General features: G+C 38.3%; 25 protein-coding genes. All 25 read left to right on the top strand.

The genetic code is table 11. From position 1 onward, the window contains the following. The first annotated feature begins 41 nt into the window (after positions 1 to 41). The 25 genes from LAV82_RS18015 (at position 42) to LAV82_RS17895 (ending at position 19,319) form a co-directional block, all read left to right on the top strand. The gene (locus LAV82_RS18015; protein ID WP_499716640.1) at positions 42 to 1,118 is read left to right on the top strand and encodes a DUF2213 domain-containing protein; all 1,077 of its coding nucleotides are present in this window, start codon (positions 42 to 44) and stop codon (positions 1,116 to 1,118) included. Positions 1,119 to 1,151: 33 nt separating this feature from the next. After that, entirely contained in the window at positions 1,152 to 1,613 is a 462-nt protein-coding gene (locus tag LAV82_RS18010) for a structural cement protein Gp24 (RefSeq protein ID WP_499716639.1), read from the top strand. Between the two features lie 28 nt (positions 1,614 to 1,641). Next, on the top strand, positions 1,642 to 2,541 hold the full coding sequence (locus LAV82_RS18005) for a DUF2184 domain-containing protein (RefSeq protein WP_499716638.1): 900 nt from the start codon (positions 1,642 to 1,644) through the stop codon (positions 2,539 to 2,541). After that, entirely contained in the window at positions 2,541 to 2,873 is a 333-nt protein-coding gene (locus LAV82_RS18000) for a hypothetical protein (RefSeq protein WP_499716637.1), read from the top strand. Before LAV82_RS18005 ends, LAV82_RS18000 begins: the two co-directional genes overlap by 1 nt. Positions 2,874 to 2,887: 14 nt before the next feature. Then, positions 2,888 to 3,223, top strand: a complete 336-nt coding sequence (locus tag LAV82_RS17995; protein WP_499716636.1) for a DUF4054 domain-containing protein — start codon at positions 2,888 to 2,890, stop codon at positions 3,221 to 3,223. Position 3,224: 1 nt separating this feature from the next. Beyond that, on the top strand, positions 3,225 to 3,845 hold the full coding sequence (locus tag LAV82_RS17990) for a hypothetical protein (RefSeq protein WP_499716635.1): 621 nt from the start codon (positions 3,225 to 3,227) through the stop codon (positions 3,843 to 3,845). Beyond that, the gene (locus tag LAV82_RS17985; protein WP_499716634.1) at positions 3,838 to 4,203 is read left to right on the top strand and encodes a hypothetical protein; all 366 of its coding nucleotides are present in this window, start codon (positions 3,838 to 3,840) and stop codon (positions 4,201 to 4,203) included. The genes LAV82_RS17990 and LAV82_RS17985 overlap by 8 nt, the downstream gene beginning before the upstream one ends. Then, positions 4,184 to 4,669, top strand: coding sequence for a phage neck terminator protein (locus LAV82_RS17980; RefSeq protein WP_499716633.1), 486 nt, complete (start codon positions 4,184 to 4,186; stop codon positions 4,667 to 4,669). The genes LAV82_RS17985 and LAV82_RS17980 overlap by 20 nt, the downstream gene beginning before the upstream one ends. Before the next feature lies 1 nt (position 4,670). Continuing rightward, a complete protein-coding gene (locus LAV82_RS17975) occupies positions 4,671 to 5,684 on the top strand; it encodes a DUF3383 family protein (protein WP_499716632.1) in 1,014 nt (337 codons plus the stop codon). Positions 5,685 to 5,699: 15 nt separating this feature from the next. Beyond that, on the top strand, positions 5,700 to 6,098 hold the full coding sequence (locus tag LAV82_RS17970; RefSeq protein WP_499716631.1) for a phage structural protein: 399 nt from the start codon (positions 5,700 to 5,702) through the stop codon (positions 6,096 to 6,098). Between the two features lie 110 nt (positions 6,099 to 6,208). After that, the gene (locus LAV82_RS17965) at positions 6,209 to 6,493 is read left to right on the top strand and encodes a hypothetical protein (RefSeq protein WP_499716630.1); all 285 of its coding nucleotides are present in this window, start codon (positions 6,209 to 6,211) and stop codon (positions 6,491 to 6,493) included. A 215-nt stretch (positions 6,494 to 6,708) separates the two neighbouring features. Continuing rightward, positions 6,709 to 10,812, top strand: coding sequence for a hypothetical protein (locus LAV82_RS17960; RefSeq protein ID WP_499716629.1), 4,104 nt, complete (start codon positions 6,709 to 6,711; stop codon positions 10,810 to 10,812). Between the two features lie 10 nt (positions 10,813 to 10,822). Beyond that, positions 10,823 to 11,365, top strand: a complete 543-nt coding sequence (locus tag LAV82_RS17955; RefSeq protein WP_499716628.1) for a LysM peptidoglycan-binding domain-containing protein — start codon at positions 10,823 to 10,825, stop codon at positions 11,363 to 11,365. Between the two features lie 14 nt (positions 11,366 to 11,379). Beyond that, positions 11,380 to 11,727, top strand: coding sequence for a phage baseplate plug family protein (locus tag LAV82_RS17950; protein ID WP_499716627.1), 348 nt, complete (start codon positions 11,380 to 11,382; stop codon positions 11,725 to 11,727). After that, entirely contained in the window at positions 11,724 to 12,551 is an 828-nt protein-coding gene (locus LAV82_RS17945) for a phage protein (RefSeq protein WP_499716626.1), read from the top strand. The genes LAV82_RS17950 and LAV82_RS17945 overlap by 4 nt, the downstream gene beginning before the upstream one ends. 2 nt (positions 12,552 to 12,553) lie before the next feature. After that, complete coding sequence (locus tag LAV82_RS17940) at positions 12,554 to 12,886, top strand: Gp138 family membrane-puncturing spike protein (protein WP_499716625.1); 333 nt, start codon at positions 12,554 to 12,556, stop codon at positions 12,884 to 12,886. After that, positions 12,883 to 13,230 (top strand): DUF2634 domain-containing protein, encoded by a 348-nt coding sequence (locus LAV82_RS17935; RefSeq protein ID WP_499716624.1) that lies wholly within the window; start codon positions 12,883 to 12,885, stop codon positions 13,228 to 13,230. The genes LAV82_RS17940 and LAV82_RS17935 overlap by 4 nt, the downstream gene beginning before the upstream one ends. Next, the gene (locus LAV82_RS17930) at positions 13,223 to 14,365 is read left to right on the top strand and encodes a baseplate J/gp47 family protein (protein WP_499716623.1); all 1,143 of its coding nucleotides are present in this window, start codon (positions 13,223 to 13,225) and stop codon (positions 14,363 to 14,365) included. Before LAV82_RS17935 ends, LAV82_RS17930 begins: the two co-directional genes overlap by 8 nt. Further along, positions 14,362 to 14,988 (top strand): hypothetical protein, encoded by a 627-nt coding sequence (locus LAV82_RS17925; RefSeq protein WP_474327623.1) that lies wholly within the window; start codon positions 14,362 to 14,364, stop codon positions 14,986 to 14,988. The genes LAV82_RS17930 and LAV82_RS17925 overlap by 4 nt, the downstream gene beginning before the upstream one ends. A 16-nt stretch (positions 14,989 to 15,004) precedes the next feature. Further along, a complete protein-coding gene (locus tag LAV82_RS17920) occupies positions 15,005 to 16,225 on the top strand; it encodes a glycoside hydrolase family 113 (RefSeq protein WP_499716622.1) in 1,221 nt (406 codons plus the stop codon). Continuing rightward, positions 16,209 to 17,141: a hypothetical protein gene (locus tag LAV82_RS17915; protein ID WP_499716621.1), complete on the top strand. Its 933-nt coding sequence runs from the start codon at positions 16,209 to 16,211 to the stop codon at positions 17,139 to 17,141. The genes LAV82_RS17920 and LAV82_RS17915 overlap by 17 nt, the downstream gene beginning before the upstream one ends. A gap of 13 nt (positions 17,142 to 17,154) precedes the next feature. Further along, the gene (locus LAV82_RS17910) at positions 17,155 to 17,448 is read left to right on the top strand and encodes a hypothetical protein (RefSeq protein ID WP_474327629.1); all 294 of its coding nucleotides are present in this window, start codon (positions 17,155 to 17,157) and stop codon (positions 17,446 to 17,448) included. 333 nt (positions 17,449 to 17,781) lie between these two features. Continuing rightward, the gene (locus LAV82_RS17905; protein ID WP_499716620.1) at positions 17,782 to 17,994 is read left to right on the top strand and encodes a BhlA/UviB family holin-like peptide; all 213 of its coding nucleotides are present in this window, start codon (positions 17,782 to 17,784) and stop codon (positions 17,992 to 17,994) included. A gap of 54 nt (positions 17,995 to 18,048) precedes the next feature. After that, a complete protein-coding gene (locus LAV82_RS17900; RefSeq protein WP_499716619.1) occupies positions 18,049 to 19,056 on the top strand; it encodes a peptidoglycan-binding protein in 1,008 nt (335 codons plus the stop codon). A gap of 80 nt (positions 19,057 to 19,136) precedes the next feature. After that, on the top strand, positions 19,137 to 19,319 hold the full coding sequence (locus LAV82_RS17895; protein ID WP_499716618.1) for a DUF8096 family protein: 183 nt from the start codon (positions 19,137 to 19,139) through the stop codon (positions 19,317 to 19,319). The last annotated feature ends 150 nt before the right edge of the window (positions 19,320 to 19,469 follow it).

Genomic DNA, 19,469 nt, shown 5'->3' with positions numbered 1-19,469 from the left:
AATCAGTCTTTTTATTTTTCTTGGAAAGGAGGTGATAAAGCTTGAAGAACCAACGCTTTGATAAAGCATTAATACAAGACTACGCAGAAACGTCAGAAGGGTATTTGACTGTAACGGTTCCAATTACTCGTCCTGGCGTTTTTCCATATCAAAGGCAGGATGGCACTGTTCAGATGGAGGCCAAGCTGCCTGATGAGATATTTAGTGATCATACTATTAATTCAGCTCGTTCTAAACCCGTTACAGATGACCACCCTAATGAACCGGTGACGCTAAAAAACTATAGCCGTTATGCAAAAGGGCTGTCTCATACAGATGCAGTTGTTCGAAACTTTAAACTCTATGTTTCCATGACAATTACTGATGAAGCTCTTATACAAAAGATTCGTGATGGGAAACGAGAGATCAGTATTGGTTTTTTATCCGATGTAGTTGCTGAGTCAGGTAATTACAATGGAGAACCCTACGAATATGTTCAACGTAATTTAGAAATCAACCATATTGCCATAGTAGATCAAGGGAGGGCAGGCCCAGAGGTTGCTATTCGAAATGATTCAGATGCATGGCAGATTGAAAATAAAGGAGGAACTAATAACATGCCTACTTACAAAATTGATGGCAAGGATTATGAAGTGGATTCAACGGTTAAAGCTTTTTTAGAAGCACAGCAAGCACGCTTAGATACGGCTAACTTAAAAGCGAAGGACTTCGATACATTACAAGGTCGTTATGATGCGCTAGAAGTGAAATACCAAAATGCTGAGAAGGATTTAAAACAAGCAAAGGAAAACAATTTATCTGCTGATGAACTAGATGCAAAGGTACAATCTCGTGTTGAGTTAATCAGTGGTGCAACAACATTCCTTGGTGATTCTTTTGATTTTAAAGGCAAATCAGAGCGTGAAATCAAAGAAGCAGTTATTCAAAAAGCAAAACCTGACTTTAAAGGTGACGGTAAATCAGATGATTATATCGACGCCTTTTTTGATGCGACTTTAGGACGTGCTAAGCAAGAAGGATTTTCTTCAACAGGCAACAATCACATGTTTACTGGTGACGGTAGTTCATCTAATAAGCAGATTGAAGAGATGAAAAACAAACGCCTAAACATGAAATAAAACGTCAAAATATGAAAATAGGAGGCTATATAGATGGCTATTACAAGTTATGACAAATATATGCCAGCAGCAGGCGGTAAAGGTAAGCTTGCCAATTATCAAGATTATAGTGCAGATACAAAAGCTGCAGCTGAAGATATTCCTTACGGAGTTGCTGTTCAATTAGGCACAGACGGAGAAACTATCACACGCGTTAAAGCTGGTGGTAAACCTTATGGCGTTTCATTAGCTCAAGAAATGCATGATTGGGTATTAAAAGCTGATGATCAAAAGTATTTAAAATATGATCCTGTTGCTACAGTCCGCAAGGGTGTCATTTGGGTGCAAGTTGATGAAGATGTAGTAATTGGTGACGGTGTGGTTGTAGATCCTACTACAAGCAATTTCCGTCCAGCTGATACAGCAACATCTGGAGTCATTGCATTCCCTTCAGCAGCATTCAAGTCAAGCGCTCAAGCAGGTGGTTTAGTACAGCTTGAAATCAATTTACCTTAAAATTAGTAAGAATGAGGAGTGAACAAGAATGTCCCAATATAGAGCAGACGGCGTTATTCGTCCGATTGATTTAGAATCCATTGATAATAAGATTTATGAAGCAAAGAAAGAGGAACTAAAAGCCCGCACTATTTTTAATGTGAAGACTGATGTACCTGCTGGCGCGGAAACATACAGCTATGATGTTATCAAGCGTTCTGGTGCTGCTAAAGTATTAGCTCCAGGTGCAGAGGATATTCCATTAGTGGATGCTGACATGGAACGCCATACGGAAAAAATCTATTCTGTTGCTGCTGCTTTTCGAGTGTCTGTTCAGGAGTTACGCCAGGCACAAATGGCAGGTCAACCTATCGAAACAACAAAGGCTGATACAGCACGTAAAGCCATTGCTGAAAAAGAGAATCGTATCGTATGGATCGGTGATGCTAAACACAATATTCTTGGTGTAACAAATGCAGAAGGAATCCAAACGATTGCAATTGACCAAAACAAAGCTGGTACTTCAACAAAGTGGGCTGATAAAACAGGTAAAGAAATCGTATCTGATTTACGTAAAGCTCGGTCTGCAGTTAATCGTTTACCTGGTCACAATGCAGATACACTTGTTGTTACGCCGGACATGATGGAAGAGCTTGAAAAAGAGTACAACGAATATACAAATCAGACAGTTCTTCAATACTTACGTAGCCAAAAATGGTTCAGTCGTATTGAATTTACATCTGATATCGAGGGTCAAGGTCAAGGTGGTACAGATTGCTTCTTAGTATTCGATAGCTCACCAGATGTAGTTGAAGTACTTATTCCGATGGACATTATGCGTCATCCGGAAGAATACAAGTTCCCCAACTATAAAATCCCATTAGAAGAGCGTACAGGCGGTGCAATTGTACGTTATCCAATGGCGATTGTACGAGGAGATGGTGCTTGATGATAGTACAAAACAAAGGTAAATACGTTCGTCATGCTGCTGGTGTCATGTTGGTTCCTGGAGCGAACCAACTCGCTCCCGCTGATTGGAAGAAGTTCAGCGCACATCCTTTAATAAAGGAATTAGTGGAAAATGAAGAGATTGTAGCTCATGAATCTGCTAAAACAACTAAGGATTTAAACGCAAACGAAGCAATTGAGTTAGTGAAAGACACGTTCTCACTTTCTTTATTAGAAGAGTGGAAGGCTACAGAGAAGCGTAGTACTGTTCTTGCTGCCATCACTGAACAAAGTGACTTAATCGTAAATGGTTCAGGAGAAGATAAAGAATAAGGTAGGTGATTGGTTTGAAAACAACACCTGAAATCATTCAAAAGACTGCTGAACATTTAGCTAGTATGTCTCCAGACGTGTTGCAAATCTTTATTGATGATGCAACCCTTGAGGTAGAGGATCTAGATGTGTCAGAGGACAACAAACAGCGCTTAATTCGCTATTATGCCACTCATTTGGCAACTATAAAGGCTCAAACAGTAAAAAGAAAGAAGTTAGATGTTATGGAGACTGAATATAACGTCTCAAATACTGCTGTAGGGCTTGAATCTACACCATATGGGCAAGAATATTTGAGACTCTTAAAAAAGCTTACAAAGCGAAATAGTATTAATCTAACGGTGATTTAACATGGCTAGACAAAAAGGCTTTGTAAAAATGACCGTTAAAAATGATAATTTCGATAAGTTAATCAAAGCTTTAGAGGATCTTGATAAATACTCAGTAGAAGTTGGTATCTTTGCTTCTGACGATTCGTTCTATGCCATGATTGCAAATGTACATGAATATGGAATAACTATTAAGCCTAAGAAGCAGTTTCTAACTATCCCAACAAAGGAGGCAGATGGTCGGAAAGCTTCGGACATTCCCGGTTTATTTAAGCCAAAAGGAAAAAATGTATTGGCTATTCAAGAGGGTGACAACTTAAAAGTCATGTTCATTCTTGTTAAGAGCGTAACCATTCCGGAACGCTCTTTCGTACGTTCAACATTTGATGAAAAGAATGATGAATGGGTGCAGTTTATGGAGCGATTAATCGATAAGGTACTAGCATTTGAAATTGATGCAAAGACTTTATTTGAGCGAGTCGGGGCAAAGGCAGCTGCTCATATTCAAGAGAAGATTACTACCTTACGTTCTCCTGGGAATAGTCCTATCACAATGGAGAACAAAGGTTCATCCAATCCTTTAATTGATACTGGTGGCCTTCGTGCCCGTGTAACTTGGAGGGTGGTAGAAAGAAATGCCTGAGATTATTAGTTTTAAAGAAATGATTGTGGAAAATGGTGTTCCTTTTGTGGCAATTGTTGAACAAGAGGGCGGTTATTACAACGATGCAGGAGATTGGGTACCTGGTGGAAGTCCTCATCCTGAAAATAGATTCGGCGTTATTCTTCCTTTATCAGAAGATGACGTTCGATATTCAGAGAGTGGTACTTATAGCGTAAAAGACCGTAAAGTCTATACAATCGAAGCTCTTAATCCAGGACAGAAAATCGAATATAAAGGCATCCCTTACACTGTGCAGAACTTTAAGGACTTCACAGATTATACGGATGTCTTTATTTATCTAGCAAGGTGGGCAGGTCATGAACATAGCAACAATTAAAGAAATGATTGCTCAAATAAAGAAGGATACAGGACTACAAATTATCAAAGGAAATACAATAAACCCTGCTCCTTCCTTACCTTATGGCGTTTATAATATTACGTCACCATACATTAAAGGCAGAGGACAAGGGGCTGTTGTAGAGTACGTTGAAGGCGATACAGCTTTTCAAAAACGTATTGAACAATATAAATATACGATATCTTTTAGTTTTTACGCTGAGGATGCTGAAACCACTATGGAGAAAGCTTTTCAAATCCATCAGTGGTTTTTATTTTTGGGTCAAGACTTCATTGAAGAAAAGAATATAGCTATTGCGATGTTAGGAAACATTGAAGATCGCACTACATTTCTTGTTGAACATTATGAGTACAAACACGGTTTCGATGTGCAATTTAGAGCAACGAATGAACAAATTCGTCAGCTAAGTGAGGTCATTGAAACTATTAACTTAGGAGGTTTATAGAATGCCATTACAAGATGTAACTGTAAGCATCGAGTTAAGAAAGCCGTCCGGTTTGATTGGACTTGGCAAGCCACTTATTCTAGCTGAAAAAGCAGGAGCGAGCACATTTAAAACATATAGCAGCATCGATACGGTAAAACCGGACTTTCCTGAAACAACAGAGGTCTACAAAAAGGCAGCTGCTGTTTTTGCTCAAAATCATCGCCCAGCTACTTTAGCTATTGCCACATATGATCCAGCAGCAACAGATACAGACGCTAAAACAGCTGCAGAAGCTATTGCCAAGTATTATGATCATGATTGGTTCTTTTTGTTAACTGCAGATATTGAGTTAACAGATGAAGTGGCTATTGCTGATTATGTGGAAGGTAAGAAATTCAAAATGCATGTGGTGAAAACAGTTGACTCAAAAAGCCGTAATGCTTTTAAAGCTAAGGATTATGATTATGTCATTAACTTTTACCATCTAACAGCAGGTGAACAGGCCGACGCAGCATTAGTCGGTGAATTAGGAAGTCAAGAGGTTGGTTCCATCACATGGAAATTCAAGTCATTAACAGGTATCACTCCTCTTGATTTAAATGCAGACGAGCTAGCAGCTATTCATGAAGATGGTGCTATTGCATATGTGAAGAAAGCAGGCATCGCTCAAACTAGTGAAGGCATCACAGTGAGTGGTGAGTACATTGACGTTATGCATGGTAAGTCATGGGTTAAAACAAACATGGAAAACAACATTCAATCTGCTTTCGCTAACAACGGAAAAGTTTCATTTGATAGTCGAGGTATAGCATTATTTGATAGTGCTGCAACGACTGTTCTTCAACGAGCTTTTGCTCAAGGTATTATTGCGGCAGATGAGGATGATAACCCTATCTATACAGTTACAACAGTACCACGTAGTGAAACATTACCTGCAGATCGCGCAAGTCGTGTTTATAAAGGTCTATCATTTTCGTTTGAATTAGCTGGAGCTATTCACTCGGCTGAAATAAAAGGTGAAATTTTGGTTTAAAGGAGCTGAACAAATATGACACGTACGTACGATCCAAAGTATGCATCTGCAATTGTAGATGGTGTTTTTATGACTGGCTATGATGAAGGATCATTCATCCAAGCTGAAAAAGATGAGGATTTTTTCTCAACTAAAGTTAGTGCTCAAGGGGAAGCTATCATTTCTGAGAGCAATAACACGTTAGGAACTGTTACTCTAACACTTTCTCAAACATCGCCTTCGTATCCTTATTTGATGAGAAAGGCAAAGCAAAAGAAGCCGTTCCCTATATGGGTTAACTACAATAACGGCACAACAAAGGAAAAGGCTGGTGGAACACAGGCTCGTATTGTCAAAACACCTTCTAAAGAGTTTGATACCGAAGCAGGTGGCCGTGAATTCCAGTTTAAAGTATTTGACTATACAGAAGAGTGATTTGATTGAAATGTTCTAAACGTAATTCACAAAAAAGAAAAACAAATGAATTGAGGCAGTCCAATAGGGCTGCTTCTTTATATTTACATTACAAAGGAGAGATTTTTAAAATGGCTAAAATCGGTACTCAAAAAAAGGTAACAATTGAAGGCGTAGAATACACATTGCAATTCCCGGGGCATCGAGAACAAGTAAGAATTCAAGACCGATGCACAACTGACAGAGGTACTTTTTCTAGCGAAAAAATGGCGGAAGAGTTGTTTAAACATGTCATTGTAGATCCAAAAGTAGATTGGGAGTACTTTGATGGCAACGAAGATAAGGATATTGAGCCTAAAGATGGATTTAACGAGTTATTTACAGAGGCTTCTACCTTTCTTCGAGACGGAAAGTAAGGGTAAACCTCAGAACGTCGTAAAAAAAGAAGTAGATGAGAATTGGGATTTTTGGAGGCCTGTTGCAGAAGGAATGATCAGTCTTACAGAGGCTTACCAAATGTCCCCTTATCAGCTTCAACTAGCGAATGAGGCACTTAACAAACTGATTAAACAAAAGAATGACGCTAACAAAGTAAAGTAACTAAAAATAATTCAAAGAAAGGAGGGGAAACATGAGCATTCGTGATTTGGATGTAAGAATTCAACCTAGTGTTAATTTAGCCCCTGTTATTGAATTGAATCGTTATATGAATGATACTGTGCGTGCTTTTCAACAAACAGATAATGCTACTCGTGAATGGCGCGACTCTATGAATCGTATGAATCAGCAGATGAATCAAACAGGGCGACAAACTAATCAAACGAATAGAGCGTTTGGTCAATCTAATCAGCAAATGCAGCAAATGGATCAACATACAAATCGAGCTACGCAAGAAATGCGGCAAATGAGCAACCAAATGAATTCTACTCATCGATCTACCCAACGAATGATTGATGAATCTCAAGCTCTCAATAATCAGTTAGGTCGTCAAAGTGATGTTATTCGTGCTTTAGCGAAAACTACGGGAACAAGTGCTACTCAGTTAGCTAAAGACTGGCAAGCGATGAATAACGAAATGCGTAGGTCTATGATTAACAACCATAACGACATGTTGAAATACCGTCAGCAAATTATGAAGACGGAGCATGATATGTACAAACTTGGTTCTCAAATGGGTAATTACACAGGTAGCACTAATGATTTTATGAATGAAATTCTTAGACTGGGAAAAGAACATAAAAAGTCTACCGATCAAATGATTAATAATAATGTCGCTATGCGCCAAAGTATTATTCAACAAGTAGCTACTATGTCAGCCATGAGTGGTCAAAGTGAAAAGATAGCTAAGAACTATGACCGCATGGGGAATGCATTGCTAAAGGTTAACAACCCATTACTTTCAGTTACTTCTAATTTGTCACGCTTAGCAAGGGAGAGCAGTGCTGCTTCTTTAGCTCTTCAAATGCTTGGACCTAACGCTAGTATGAAAGAGCTCCAAGATATGATTGGCATGATCACCCAAGGTGTTATGCGTATGCAGTCTGTAGCAATGGTCACATCTGTTGCCTGGGTTGGATTTACAGCTATTTTAGCGAATGCAGCAAAAGGACCCGACGTCGGAGAGAATTTAGCTGCTCAAGCTAAAGCATGGGCAGATTATAGAGATGCTGTAAAGAATCGAACACAGGAAATTGTAGATACCTGGGGACTTTTCGAGAAGGTCCAGTTAGAAAAGACCAGTCCGCAAAAGCTATTATCTAACCTTCAAGGCCAAGTTAAGGTTATGCAAGATTGGTCTAAAAACCTTAACTCTCTTGCTAGTAAAGGCGTAGATGAAGGCTTTATTGCTAGTCTACGTAAGATGGGTCCAGAAGCAGCTTCACAGATTGCTGCCTTAAACCAAATGTCTCAACCTCAGCTAAATAAATACGTGGATTTGTGGAGACAGAAGCACCAACTAGCAAGACAAGCAGCTACTACTGAACTAGAAAAGTTAAAACAGGAAACGCAATTAAAGGTCAAAGGATTACAGGATTCTTTAACTCCCCTTGGGGTATCTCTATATAATTTCAAAAATACCTGGGCTAGTGCAGTTGCGCCTTTCGTAGCTTTTTGGGGAACAATAGCTGCCAAAATTGTTGATGTTGGCACTATGATTGGTGGATTTATCAATAAGCTAAATGAAATTAACCCCTGGATCACTAAGCTAGCTGGTATGTTTCTATACTTAGTTGCAACGTTTGCTCTTATTTTAACTCCTCTTGCAGCAGGTATAGGATATATCATGGGCTTAAAAGCAGCATTTGCAGCAGCATGGGTATTTATTGGTCCATTAGTAGAAGGTCTAGCTGCTATGATGGGCACTGTAGTGCTAGTTTCTGCAGCTGTTATCGCCTTTGGTGCAGCACTTTATTTATTGTGGACACGCTCTGAAACATTCAGAAATGCAGTTATCAGTGGGTGGACTGCCATAAAAAATAAGGCACTTGAAGTTTGGGGATTTTTATCTCCTTATATCAATCAAGCAATGTCTGCTGTGACTACATTCGTCCATGCTAAACTAGTACAATTGCAAGCTTTCTGGGACAACAATGGTCAGCAAATCCTACAGGCTACTCGAAATGTTTTTGGTTTTATTTCTTCTATTATCCAAGGAGCACTAACGGTAATAGGCGCTGTTTTCCGTGCTGTTTTCCCAGTTTTGGTTATCTTAGTCCAATCAGTATGGGGGAATATAAAAGGCATAATAAATGGTGCTTTAAATGTCATTATGGGTGCTGTAAAAGTATTCTCAGGTTTATTTACTGGAGACTTCAGTAAGATGTGGGAAGGCTTAAAACAGATGTTCTTTGGAGCCATTCAGGTAGTCTGGAACTATGTCAATCTAATGATGTTTGGTCGTATCCTAAGCGCAGGTAAGCTCTTCTTCTCGGGTTTCCGTAGTGTATTTGTTAGTTTGTGGCAAGGTCTAGTTGCACTCTTTAAAGCCAGTGTTACAAATGTGAAAAATACGGTCCAATATGGATTTACCGCTATAAAATTGCTTGGTCAAAATATTATGACCGGGTTAAAAAATGCGGTAGTTGGCATTTGGACTTCTTTGTATGGTGGGGTCAAGGGAATGCTTGGCCGAATAAGTTCATCCATAAAGTCAGCCTGGACCACAGCGCGGTCTGAAACGAAGCAACTTTTTGGTATGATACGCGACGATGTATCTAATACCTTTGGAAAAATCGTACAAGGTGCTAGAGAATTGCCTGGCAAAATAGGTTCTGGAATCAAGGGGATGGCTGGCAAAGTCGCTGGTGGAATCGAGGCTCTTACTTCCAAAATATTTGGCGGATTTAAGAAAATGATCAACGGTGCTACTGGTGGTCTAAACTGGATCATGAAGAAGATCGGTGCAGACTTCTATATAGATCCTTGGGTACCTAAATATGCTACTGGTACAGGCTATCATCCTGGTGGACCTGCAATTCTTGGTGATGGTGGCATGAAAGAGTTATATGTCACTCCTAGTGGTGCAATGGGGATGTCACCAGCAACTGATACATTATTGAATTTACCTCAAGGTACTAAAGTTTTTTCTGGTCCTCAAACTCAACAGTTAATGCAATCTGGTATGATACCGGCTTATGATAAAGGGAACTTAGGTAGTTCCTTTAAAAGTGTAGCCTCCGGTCTTTGGGAAGGAACGAAAAATGTAGCCGGAGCTGCAAAAGATAAAGTGGTGGAAGGTGCTGGAAAAGTTAAAGATTTATCCCTTGATGCTTGGTCCTATGTATCAGAGCCTTCTAAGCTACTTAAAAAGGTATTTGCTAGCTTTGTCCCTAAACCACCTGCCATCAGTGAAGTATTTAATAAAGTCTTTCCTGCTTCTTTAACAAAGATTAAAGATAATGCTTTAGGTTTTATTAAGAAGAAAATGGAAGCTTTCTCATTCATGGGTGATGGTGGTCCAGCTCCTAATATTAAAGGTGGGGCTACTGCGTGGCGTCCTATGATATTAAAAGCTGCAGCCGCGATGAAGGAAGCTATAACTCCTGCTCAAGTAAATGGTATTATTGCTCAGATTCAGCGTGAATCAGGCGGTAATCAAAGGATTGTTCAATCGTCTGCTGTATGGGATGTGAATACGGCTGCTGGAAATCCTGCTCGCGGATTACTCCAATATATCCCGCAAACGTTTAATGCCTACAAGGTTAAGGGGCACGGGAATATTTACAGTGGTTACGATCAGCTATTAGCATTCTTCAACAATAAAACTTGGAGAAGAGACCTACCATATGGTCGTCGTGGATGGGGGCCTCATGGTGGACGTAAGTATAAAAACGGAACGGACTCTCATATCGGTGGAGATGCCATACTCGGTGATGGTGGATTAAACGAGCCTTTCCTGCTTCCAAACGGACAAATGGGGCTTAGTCCAAATCGAGCTACCTTATTCCCTAACCTACCTACTGGAACTAAGGTATGGCCTAGTATTTTAGATTTCTTTAAGAAAACAACTAGTAAAGTATCTATTAATCCAGGAGAAAGTTATGATTCTGTTGCTCCTTCTTTTGCTGTTGGGGATACAGGTTCTAAACAGATTAACATCGAGTTTAAGCCTGTTATTACTGTTACTGGTGGCAGCAAAGAAGGCGAAAAGAGTGTAAGAGAACAAATTGATGAAGCATTAGCAGAACAGTTTAAGAAGCTCCAGGAGGTTCTTATTAATACAGGTTTAGTATAGGAGGGTGAAAATGGCGCGTTTAGGAAACATCAGGTTGTTAATTGAAAAAGAAGATGATTCTGCTTCAATTGATGCTACTTCTTATTCAGTAGAAGAAGGTATTCCTATGACAGATCATGTTGAACAAAAGCCGGATGAGTTTTCACTCTCCGGCGTTTTAAATGGAGATTCTTATGAATCTGATTACGAATACCTTAAGAAATGTATGAAAAACGGTACGATTCTAACCTACACTGGCCGTAATATTGCTAAAAACGTTATTATTTTGGACATAAGTGGTTCAGTAGATTCAAATAATGCTAATGGGAAAGATATCTCCATTAAGTTACGGCAAATTCGGATTGCCTCTACGCCCTGGGTTAAAGTCAAAAATAGTGGCAAGAAAAAGCCTGTGAGTAGTAAACCTACAGGTGCTGTTTATCATGTCACTAAGAAAAGAGATACCTACTGGGATATGTGGCAGAAATACGGCACAAGTATTGCGCAACTAAGGAAGTGGAATAAGTATCCTGACCGTCGTATTCCCATTGGCGTTAAATTAAGAGTGAAATAGGTTGAGGTGATGATATGCGTGATTACATTCCCATTAATAAAAATAGTTTACCTGAACGATTTGAAATTGAACTTGCTGCAGATACATTTGTGATGGAGGTTAATTACAATCAAACATGCGATTTTTTTACAGTGGATTTGTATAGTGTAGATAATGAGGCCATTATTTTAGGTGAAAAGCTTGTATTAAATGTACCACTTTGGCATGATTCTGTTGATCGACGACTGCCAGCCCCGTCATTAGTAGTTTTAGATGAATCTGACCAAACCAAGCGCATTACCTTTGATAATTTTATGGTGACAACATTTTTATTTATTGATGACATTGCACCTGATGATGATTTAAGTGAGGTAAGTGTATGAGTAATGAATTGTTTGGAAGAGTAATCAAGGTCCATATAGAAGGGGACTACAAAGCTGATTTTTCTAGTGACAATTTTCATATTGAGTTTGAAGTTCCTTTTGATGATGATTCAACACCTAATGAGATTACGGTTAAGCTGTACAATCTCTCTAGTACTTCTATTAATCATATAAAGAAGGATAACACCTTGATATTGCAGGCAGGATACAAATCAGACTATGGTATTCTTTCGCAAGGTAAGATATCACGAGTTTTGACTAGTCGGGATGGTGTAGATAAAATCACAACTATCTATATGACAGAAGGACAGGATTACTCAGGTGTAAAAGTGACAGCTTCTACAAGTACAGATGAAAAATCCTTAAAGATTGCATTTGGTAAAAATACGAAGGCAGATACTATCATTCGCAAGTTAGTGAGTACACTAGGTATACGCCTTGGAGAAATGAAATTACCTAAGAATCCAACTTATAAAAGTGGATACACAGTCACGGGGAACATATTAAATAATCTTTCAGATGTTGTAAAAGACTGTGGTGCAGCTCTTTATTATCGAAGAGGTACATTGGTTATTCGTTCAATAAAAGAGGGTACAGACGAACGCTTTAATTTAGAAGAGGCAACTGGACTATTAGGTTCCCCTGACCCTTTTGAAGAAGATGATTTAAAAGGATACACAGTTAATTGTTTGCTGCAGCATCGTATTTCAACAGCCTCTATCATTCAAATTAAAAGTAAAACTGCAAATGGTCAGTATCGTGCTAAAAAAGGAAAGCATACAGCTAGTGGTTCTGATTTCAAAACAGAAGTGCAGGTGATCTAATAATGGCTAATGATACAAATTTCTTTTTAAACTTTGCTCAAGCAATTAAAGCGAACATTCATGTAGCAGCTCCTGCTAGGGTTACAGATGTTCATGGATCTACAGCTGATATTAAACCTCTATTTAAAGAAAATGGAGAGGAGCATGCTTTAGTACTAGATGCTTATATCTTGGAGCATGTTGAATATAACAGACCTATAGCAGTTGGTGATATGGTGTATGTTAGTTTTGCTGATTATGCTCTAGATTACTTAGGGTCTGAACCATTTGATCCGCAGTTTTCCAGAATGCATAGCATGAATGATGCAGTTATTGTTGGGAGGTTTAAGGTATGATTTCACCGAAGCTTGAAGGCGGTGATTTAGTTGTGGAAAATGGGAATTTAATCATGATATCAGGTGATGAAGAACTCATTCAATCCGTTCAATCCATATTAAGGACACGGAAAGGTGAGTTCTTTTTAGATCCTGAGTATGGCTTATCTTATGACAATTTATTGGGTAAAGGTGCTAGTGAAGCAGAGATAAGAGATGACATTATTGAAGCTCTTTCTAAAGATGATCGTATAGGTGCTGTAACGAATATTTCTTTTGTTAAAGAAGGGCGTACCCTTAAAATATCGCTAACTATTCAAAAACAAGACGAAATAACCATCGACGAGGTGGTGTTAAATGCTTGATAAAACAGGATTTAAACGTAAGACATATCAAGATTTAAAAGCAGACTTAGAAACTAAATTTAAAGAGAAATTCGGCAATGACGTTAACATTTCAGCTAAAAGTCCATTTGGTATTTTAATCATGATCTTTGCTTTCTTTTTAGCTCCTCTATGGGAATTAGCAGAAATGGTTTATAACAGTGGATATTCTAGTAAAGCTGAAGGTGTGCAACTTGATCGCTTAGCTGCTAACAAAACGATGAGTCGTGATCAAGAATCAGAATCTCATGTAGAACTAACTTTTACAGGCGTGCCAAATACAACGATTCAAGAACAGACTCAATTTGCAACAGATAAATTTATTTATTTTTATCTCATAGAAAATGTAACGCTAGATGAGACAGGAAAAGGCAGTGGTGAAGCTGTCTCGGTTGAGAAGGGTATTCATACTAACGTTGCTGCAGAGACCATTACATTACAGGCAGAACCTACAGAAAATATTTATACGGTAACAAATCTTTTGGCCGCCACTGGTGGAAGAGACGTGGAGACTGATACAGAACTTCGTGATCGCCTTATTAAATCACCAGCTATTGAAGGAAATACCACTGTTAATTCAATTATTGCCCGTTTAAATGATACAGCTGGTGTTCGCTCTTCTAGTGTATTAAGTGTCAATCCTGTTGTTCATGCCTATGTATTAGGTGGGAATCGTGAAGATGTAGCTGAGACACTTTTTAATTGTGTGGCAGCCGGGATTGATACGATCGGTTCTGAAGAAGTCGTTGTAATAGATATTAGTGGGAATGAACACATAGTTAGATTTGATTATGCTGTTGAAGTCCAAATTAAGATAAAAATTAATGTTCAGTCTGATACGAGCTTTCCAAGTGACGGCATAGCCACTATTAAACAGACGCTTATTCAACATATAGGGGGAAGGGATGCAGCTGATACAGATTGGGCAGGTTTAGCGTTAGGAGAAAAAATCGTATATTCACAGTTATTTAGTTTTGTTTATGAAACGCCTGGTATAGATGATGTAACGATTCAGATTGCTAAGAATAACGAAGGTTATAAAATGAGCAACTTAACTTTACAAAGTTACGAGATTGCGAGAACAAGTGGAGATTTAATTGAGGTGAGCGTAAGTTGATAAAAGATTGGTTTTCCAAACTCTCCGATGCCTTTGTTAAAAGTGAGAATTCAAATTTAGGAAAAATATTCTCTTTACTGGATGATGAAATCAATCAGCTAAAGGAAACCTTTACACGTATTGAGGAATGGCGTGATTTAAATAATGCACAAGGAAAAAACCTTGATCTGATAGGAAACGATGTAGGGCAAAAACGGGGTAAGACAACCGATGCCGTCTATCGGTCTCTTATTAAAAGTAAAATTGCTCGTGACAGATCAGATGGCACATTCAACAAAGTTATTGAGGTATTAGCGCAAACATTAAACTGTGATCCTAACGAATTTCAATTACGTTCAGCTGATGAGCCTGCAGCTGTTTATATGACCAATGCACCGATAGATACGATTTACGCTGCTGGATTGACGCCTTATACCTTTACGAACATTGTACAATCGACTGTTTCGGCAGGTGTACAGGTACAATCTGTACAAATGGATGGTACCTTCGAATTATCTTCGGTAGAAGAATTTACATTGAATCCTAATGGTCCTAATGGATTGTCAAGTATTGATACTCCAACTGAAGGAGGAACGTTAGGGGCATATATTGTTCCAGATAAAGAAACAAGTGTGCCTTTATAGAGAGGAGTGAAACAAGATGGGATTTAATGCTCCACTTCCAGAGTGGAAAAATAGTGGTCAAGAGCCTCCTAGTACGGTAAAAGATCAGGGATGGGGGGCTCTTAATCGTCCACCTGCAGAATGGCTCAATTGGTTTTTTAATAGAACGTATAAATCGTTAGAAGAGTTACAGCAAAATGGAGTTTCAGTTGATGAATTCCAAAAAGTAAATACTAATAACTTAAATGGTGAAATTGTAGAGGCAGATGCCTTTGAATACAATGGAGCTAATATGACCTCTATTGTCCCAGGACAATATCAAAGTACCCGTGCAACGGATCTATTGAATTACGTTCAACAAATTTCTATGGATAGTGTAGCGATTGTTGTTACATGGTTTCAAGATACAAAGACGTCAACTGTTATTCAACGTGATGCAACTAAAACGGTGCCAGATGAGGATGTCTTAGCTATTATTCGTCAAGCGAAGGGCAAAGGATTAAAAGTTATGTTAAAGCCTCATGTGGATTGTAATGATGGTACATGGCGTGGAGAAATTAACCCAGTTGATACGACTGCTTGGTTTGCTTCCTATCAGCAATTTATTCTGCACTATGCACAAATAGCTCAAAATGAAAATGTTGAATTATTTTGTATCGGTACAGAATTAAAGAATATGACAAAGGTAATTTATCAATCTAATTGGACAAACGTTATTCAATCTATTCGTTCTGCTTATCAAAATAAACTTACGTATGCAGCTACTGCCATGAGTAGTAAAGATCAAGAAGAATACTTAGTCGTTCCTTTTTGGGGGCTTTTAGATTATGCAGGGTTAGATGTGTATTTCAAGCTTACACTTCCAGATATCACTCCTAGCACTTCTACAGTAGGAGCTGCATGGACAAAGAGTTCAGAGGGGCAGGATTATATTCGCAAATTAACTACCTGGCAAAAGGTACATGGTAAACCAGTCTTGTTTACAGAGATTGGTTGTACGGTTTTTAAAGGCTCCACTCAAGATCCAGCAAATTACAACATTAGCTCTACCGTCGATTATAATGAGCAAGCATTATACGTGGATGCTATATTTCGAATATGGACTAGCCAAGTGAGTTGGTTAAAAGGTTTCTTTTGGTGGCGGCTAGCATTTAGTACAACTGACGCTTTTAGATTTGAAAACTTACCATCTGCACAAGTGTTCGCTGATTGGATTGGGCATACAAAAGGAGGGGATCTAAATGGCGGTTTACAATAAAGAAACCCTGTTTTTAAACGGACGTCCGGTGCTTAATACAGAGCATCTTGATGATGAAAATGCTCATCCTTTTTATACAAAGACAGAAGGGTTTCACACAATTGAATCTAAGCCAAACACACAATATTACTGGGCGAAAATAGGTGTTGTTCATCTAACGCAACAATATAAATACGCAATTGCTCGCTCGGTGTTTATGTCTGGGAACAGTGGATATACCACCTCACAGAGAGGACATTTATTTCTACGTGTAAAGCAACAAGGCGTGATGGGGGCACCTCCTATCATCCAGCTAAAGATTAAAGATTATGCGAATATCTCTCCAGATCAAATCAAAGCAGTAACTATCCAAAATGATGCCGAAGCAACACGAGTTGAACTTTATATGAAGATTAACAATGCCTTTGACCAAATTTTTTTAAACCCTTACCACGTTGTATCAAATGAAACTGGTGCGTACTATGCATGGTATTCGGATCAACCACTTATACCGACTCTGCCAAGTGGTGTTTTGACTGATGCATTAGAAGATATTACGTTTGTCAGAGCCAAAAGACAAGGGGTACAACAAGTAGCCTCTGGAATAAATAAAGTGATTTTTAACAACAGAATTAATGATTTCAGGGAAGAGTACGATACAAACACTTATAAATTTATACCTAAACAAGCTGGTGTATATAATGTGCGAGCGCATGCTAGATTAACCACTCCCTCTAACCAAGAACGCTCTTTGATGCTTTATGTGAATGGAGTTGCAGAGGCACGAATAGGTGCAGGATCTGGAGCTTTTCTAGGAGGAGGAGTTCCTGTTAAATTAAATGCCTATGATCAAGTAGAAATTTATATCATTTCACCTGACGCTGTGACGATCGAAGAAAATACAACTGATACGTATATGACTATAACCAAATCGTGAAAGGAGAATGTATATGGCTTTACAAGGACCTATTGAGCTGTCGGGAGTTGGTCTTACCATCCAAGATGCATATCATTCCATTGAATCTTACACATTAAGTGGAAATAATAACGAGACGTCTTTACTTGAGTGTACGGTCTTTATTTATACCAATCAAACATCGAAAGAAGAGGGAATGAACCCTTTAGCAACAAGAAAGCATCAGTTCTTTATTGAAAATGAAGGTATTTTGTTGTCTCAAATTATTAACAAAGCCTATGAACTGGTAAAATCCTTACCCGAATATGAGGGTTGTATTTTAGTGTAACTCAAACGCTTAGGGCGTTATTTTTTATGGATAAAAAAGGGTTTATGAGAGTAGAAAGAGAAATATATAACAAATGATAACGCTTTCATAAAAACAATTCATAAAAATGGAGGAATAACATGATTATTGAACAAGGTAATGTGTTTAAGGGGTTACTATGGGGAATCTTGCTTAGCATTCCTCTTTGGATTTCGTTATTCGGATGGTCACGTATTTTACTAAACTAAATAATATTCAACGATAAACGGTGCTGATGCATCGTTATTTTTTATGTCTAAATAGAGAAATAAGAGGGCTTAGGCTCTTTTTTATTTTATAAAAGGGTGGGGAAGAATGGATCCAGTATTAAATACAATTGCTCAACAAGGTCCTTATGCGGCATTGTTTATTTGGCTTTTCTTTAAAACAATTAAAGAATCAAAAGAACGTGAAGATAGGCTCATGAGTCATGTCGAGCGCACGACTGATACGCTAAAGCAGATTGAACAAAGTGTCAGTGGAATGCAAGAAGAGATTCAGGATATTCGTGAAAGGATGGATAAATAAGTCACTGTTTATGCAGTGGCTTTTTTATATAAAAAATTCGAGAGGAAGATGAAAATGTACGTATTTCAAAAGTTACCACAGTTAGTTGATAAACGAGGCAAGTTAATTCATAAAGGTTCTTATAGTAAACGTAAAAATGGTGTGAATTCCATTACTACGCGTGTATGGCACCACTCCTTAACTAAGTTATCAGCTGGAGGCTCTAAAATTGAATCATTTGCTGACTTTCATGTACGAACAAACGGCTGGCCAGAAATTGCATACCATCTAATCATTGATCCTAAGCATGTTATGGGTGGAAAAGCGACTATTTATTATTGCGTGGATATTTCTAAGAAAAGCTATCACGTTGGAAATAGCAACAGCATTGGACTTGGTATCTGTGTTATCGGGGATTATCGTGCGGATAAGCTTAGTGAGGCAACTATTCGTTCTATTATTGACTTGCATAAAGCTTTAATAGCTGATGGAATTGGTAAGTATGACAAAGCGCATAGCGAAATGCCCGGGTATAGCTGGAAAGCATGCTGCGTATTTGATTACAATAAGGCATTTAAAGATGTACTATCTGATATGTTTCCAGAAGCTAAACAACCTGATCCAGTACCTGGCTTATATACAATTCAAGAAGGAGATACATTCTGGTCTATTGCTTTAAAAGATGGAAAGGAAGGTATTACTGTAGAGGATTTAATTGCGGCTAATCCAGATGTAAAACCATCTCAATTAAAAATTGGTCAAACAATTAAATTCGGTACCGCAAAGAATACTTATACACCAACTCCAGAAACGTCTAAAAAAGATCAGTCAGAATATAAATATCCTCTTCCTTCAGGGGTACTTAAGGTAGGTTCAACGGATAAGAGCGCAATCAAACAGCTTCAGGAGGCTTTAAATGCTGTGTATTTTAAGTGTGGTGCAGCAGATGGAATCTATGGAGCTAAAACAACAGATGCGGTAACACGTTTTCAAAAAGTTTATCTTCCTTATGCGGTTGATGGAATTTATGGACCAAACACTAAGAGTAAATTACAAGCTGTTTTGAAATCTAAAGGTTATTGATTAAAGCTCCTGCTCTTATGAGTAGGGGCTTTTTTATTTGTCCATAATGGTATTATAGATAAGAATGTGAGGGAGCCATAATGGGAAAATTAGAAGATAAGTACGCAAATATTGATTTAAATAAAATTTATGAATATAAAGACTTACCGGATAAAATTGCTGGGCGGTGTGATTACTGCGGTAGTGTTAAATTCAAAAGTAGCGTAGGGGGCGGTAAATTTCTACGCGAATGTATAAATTGTGGGATGAAAAAGAATATCTAATTAGAAAAACCTGTACTCTCTTAGGAGTATCAGGTTTTTTCGTTTACGTCATATTCGTTCGTTATATTAAATATTAATAAAGGCTTTGGCATCTTCCCTAAAATACATTAACTCGGAAAATTTTTCCTTTGGAAGTGACGATGAATTTAA

Origin of the sequence: Bacillus sp. ILBB4 (assembly GCF_035064545.1) — a bacterium.
GTDB lineage: Bacteria > Bacillota > Bacilli > Bacillales > Bacillaceae_H > Priestia.
This window is presented reverse-complemented; position numbering and strand designations above follow the sequence as displayed.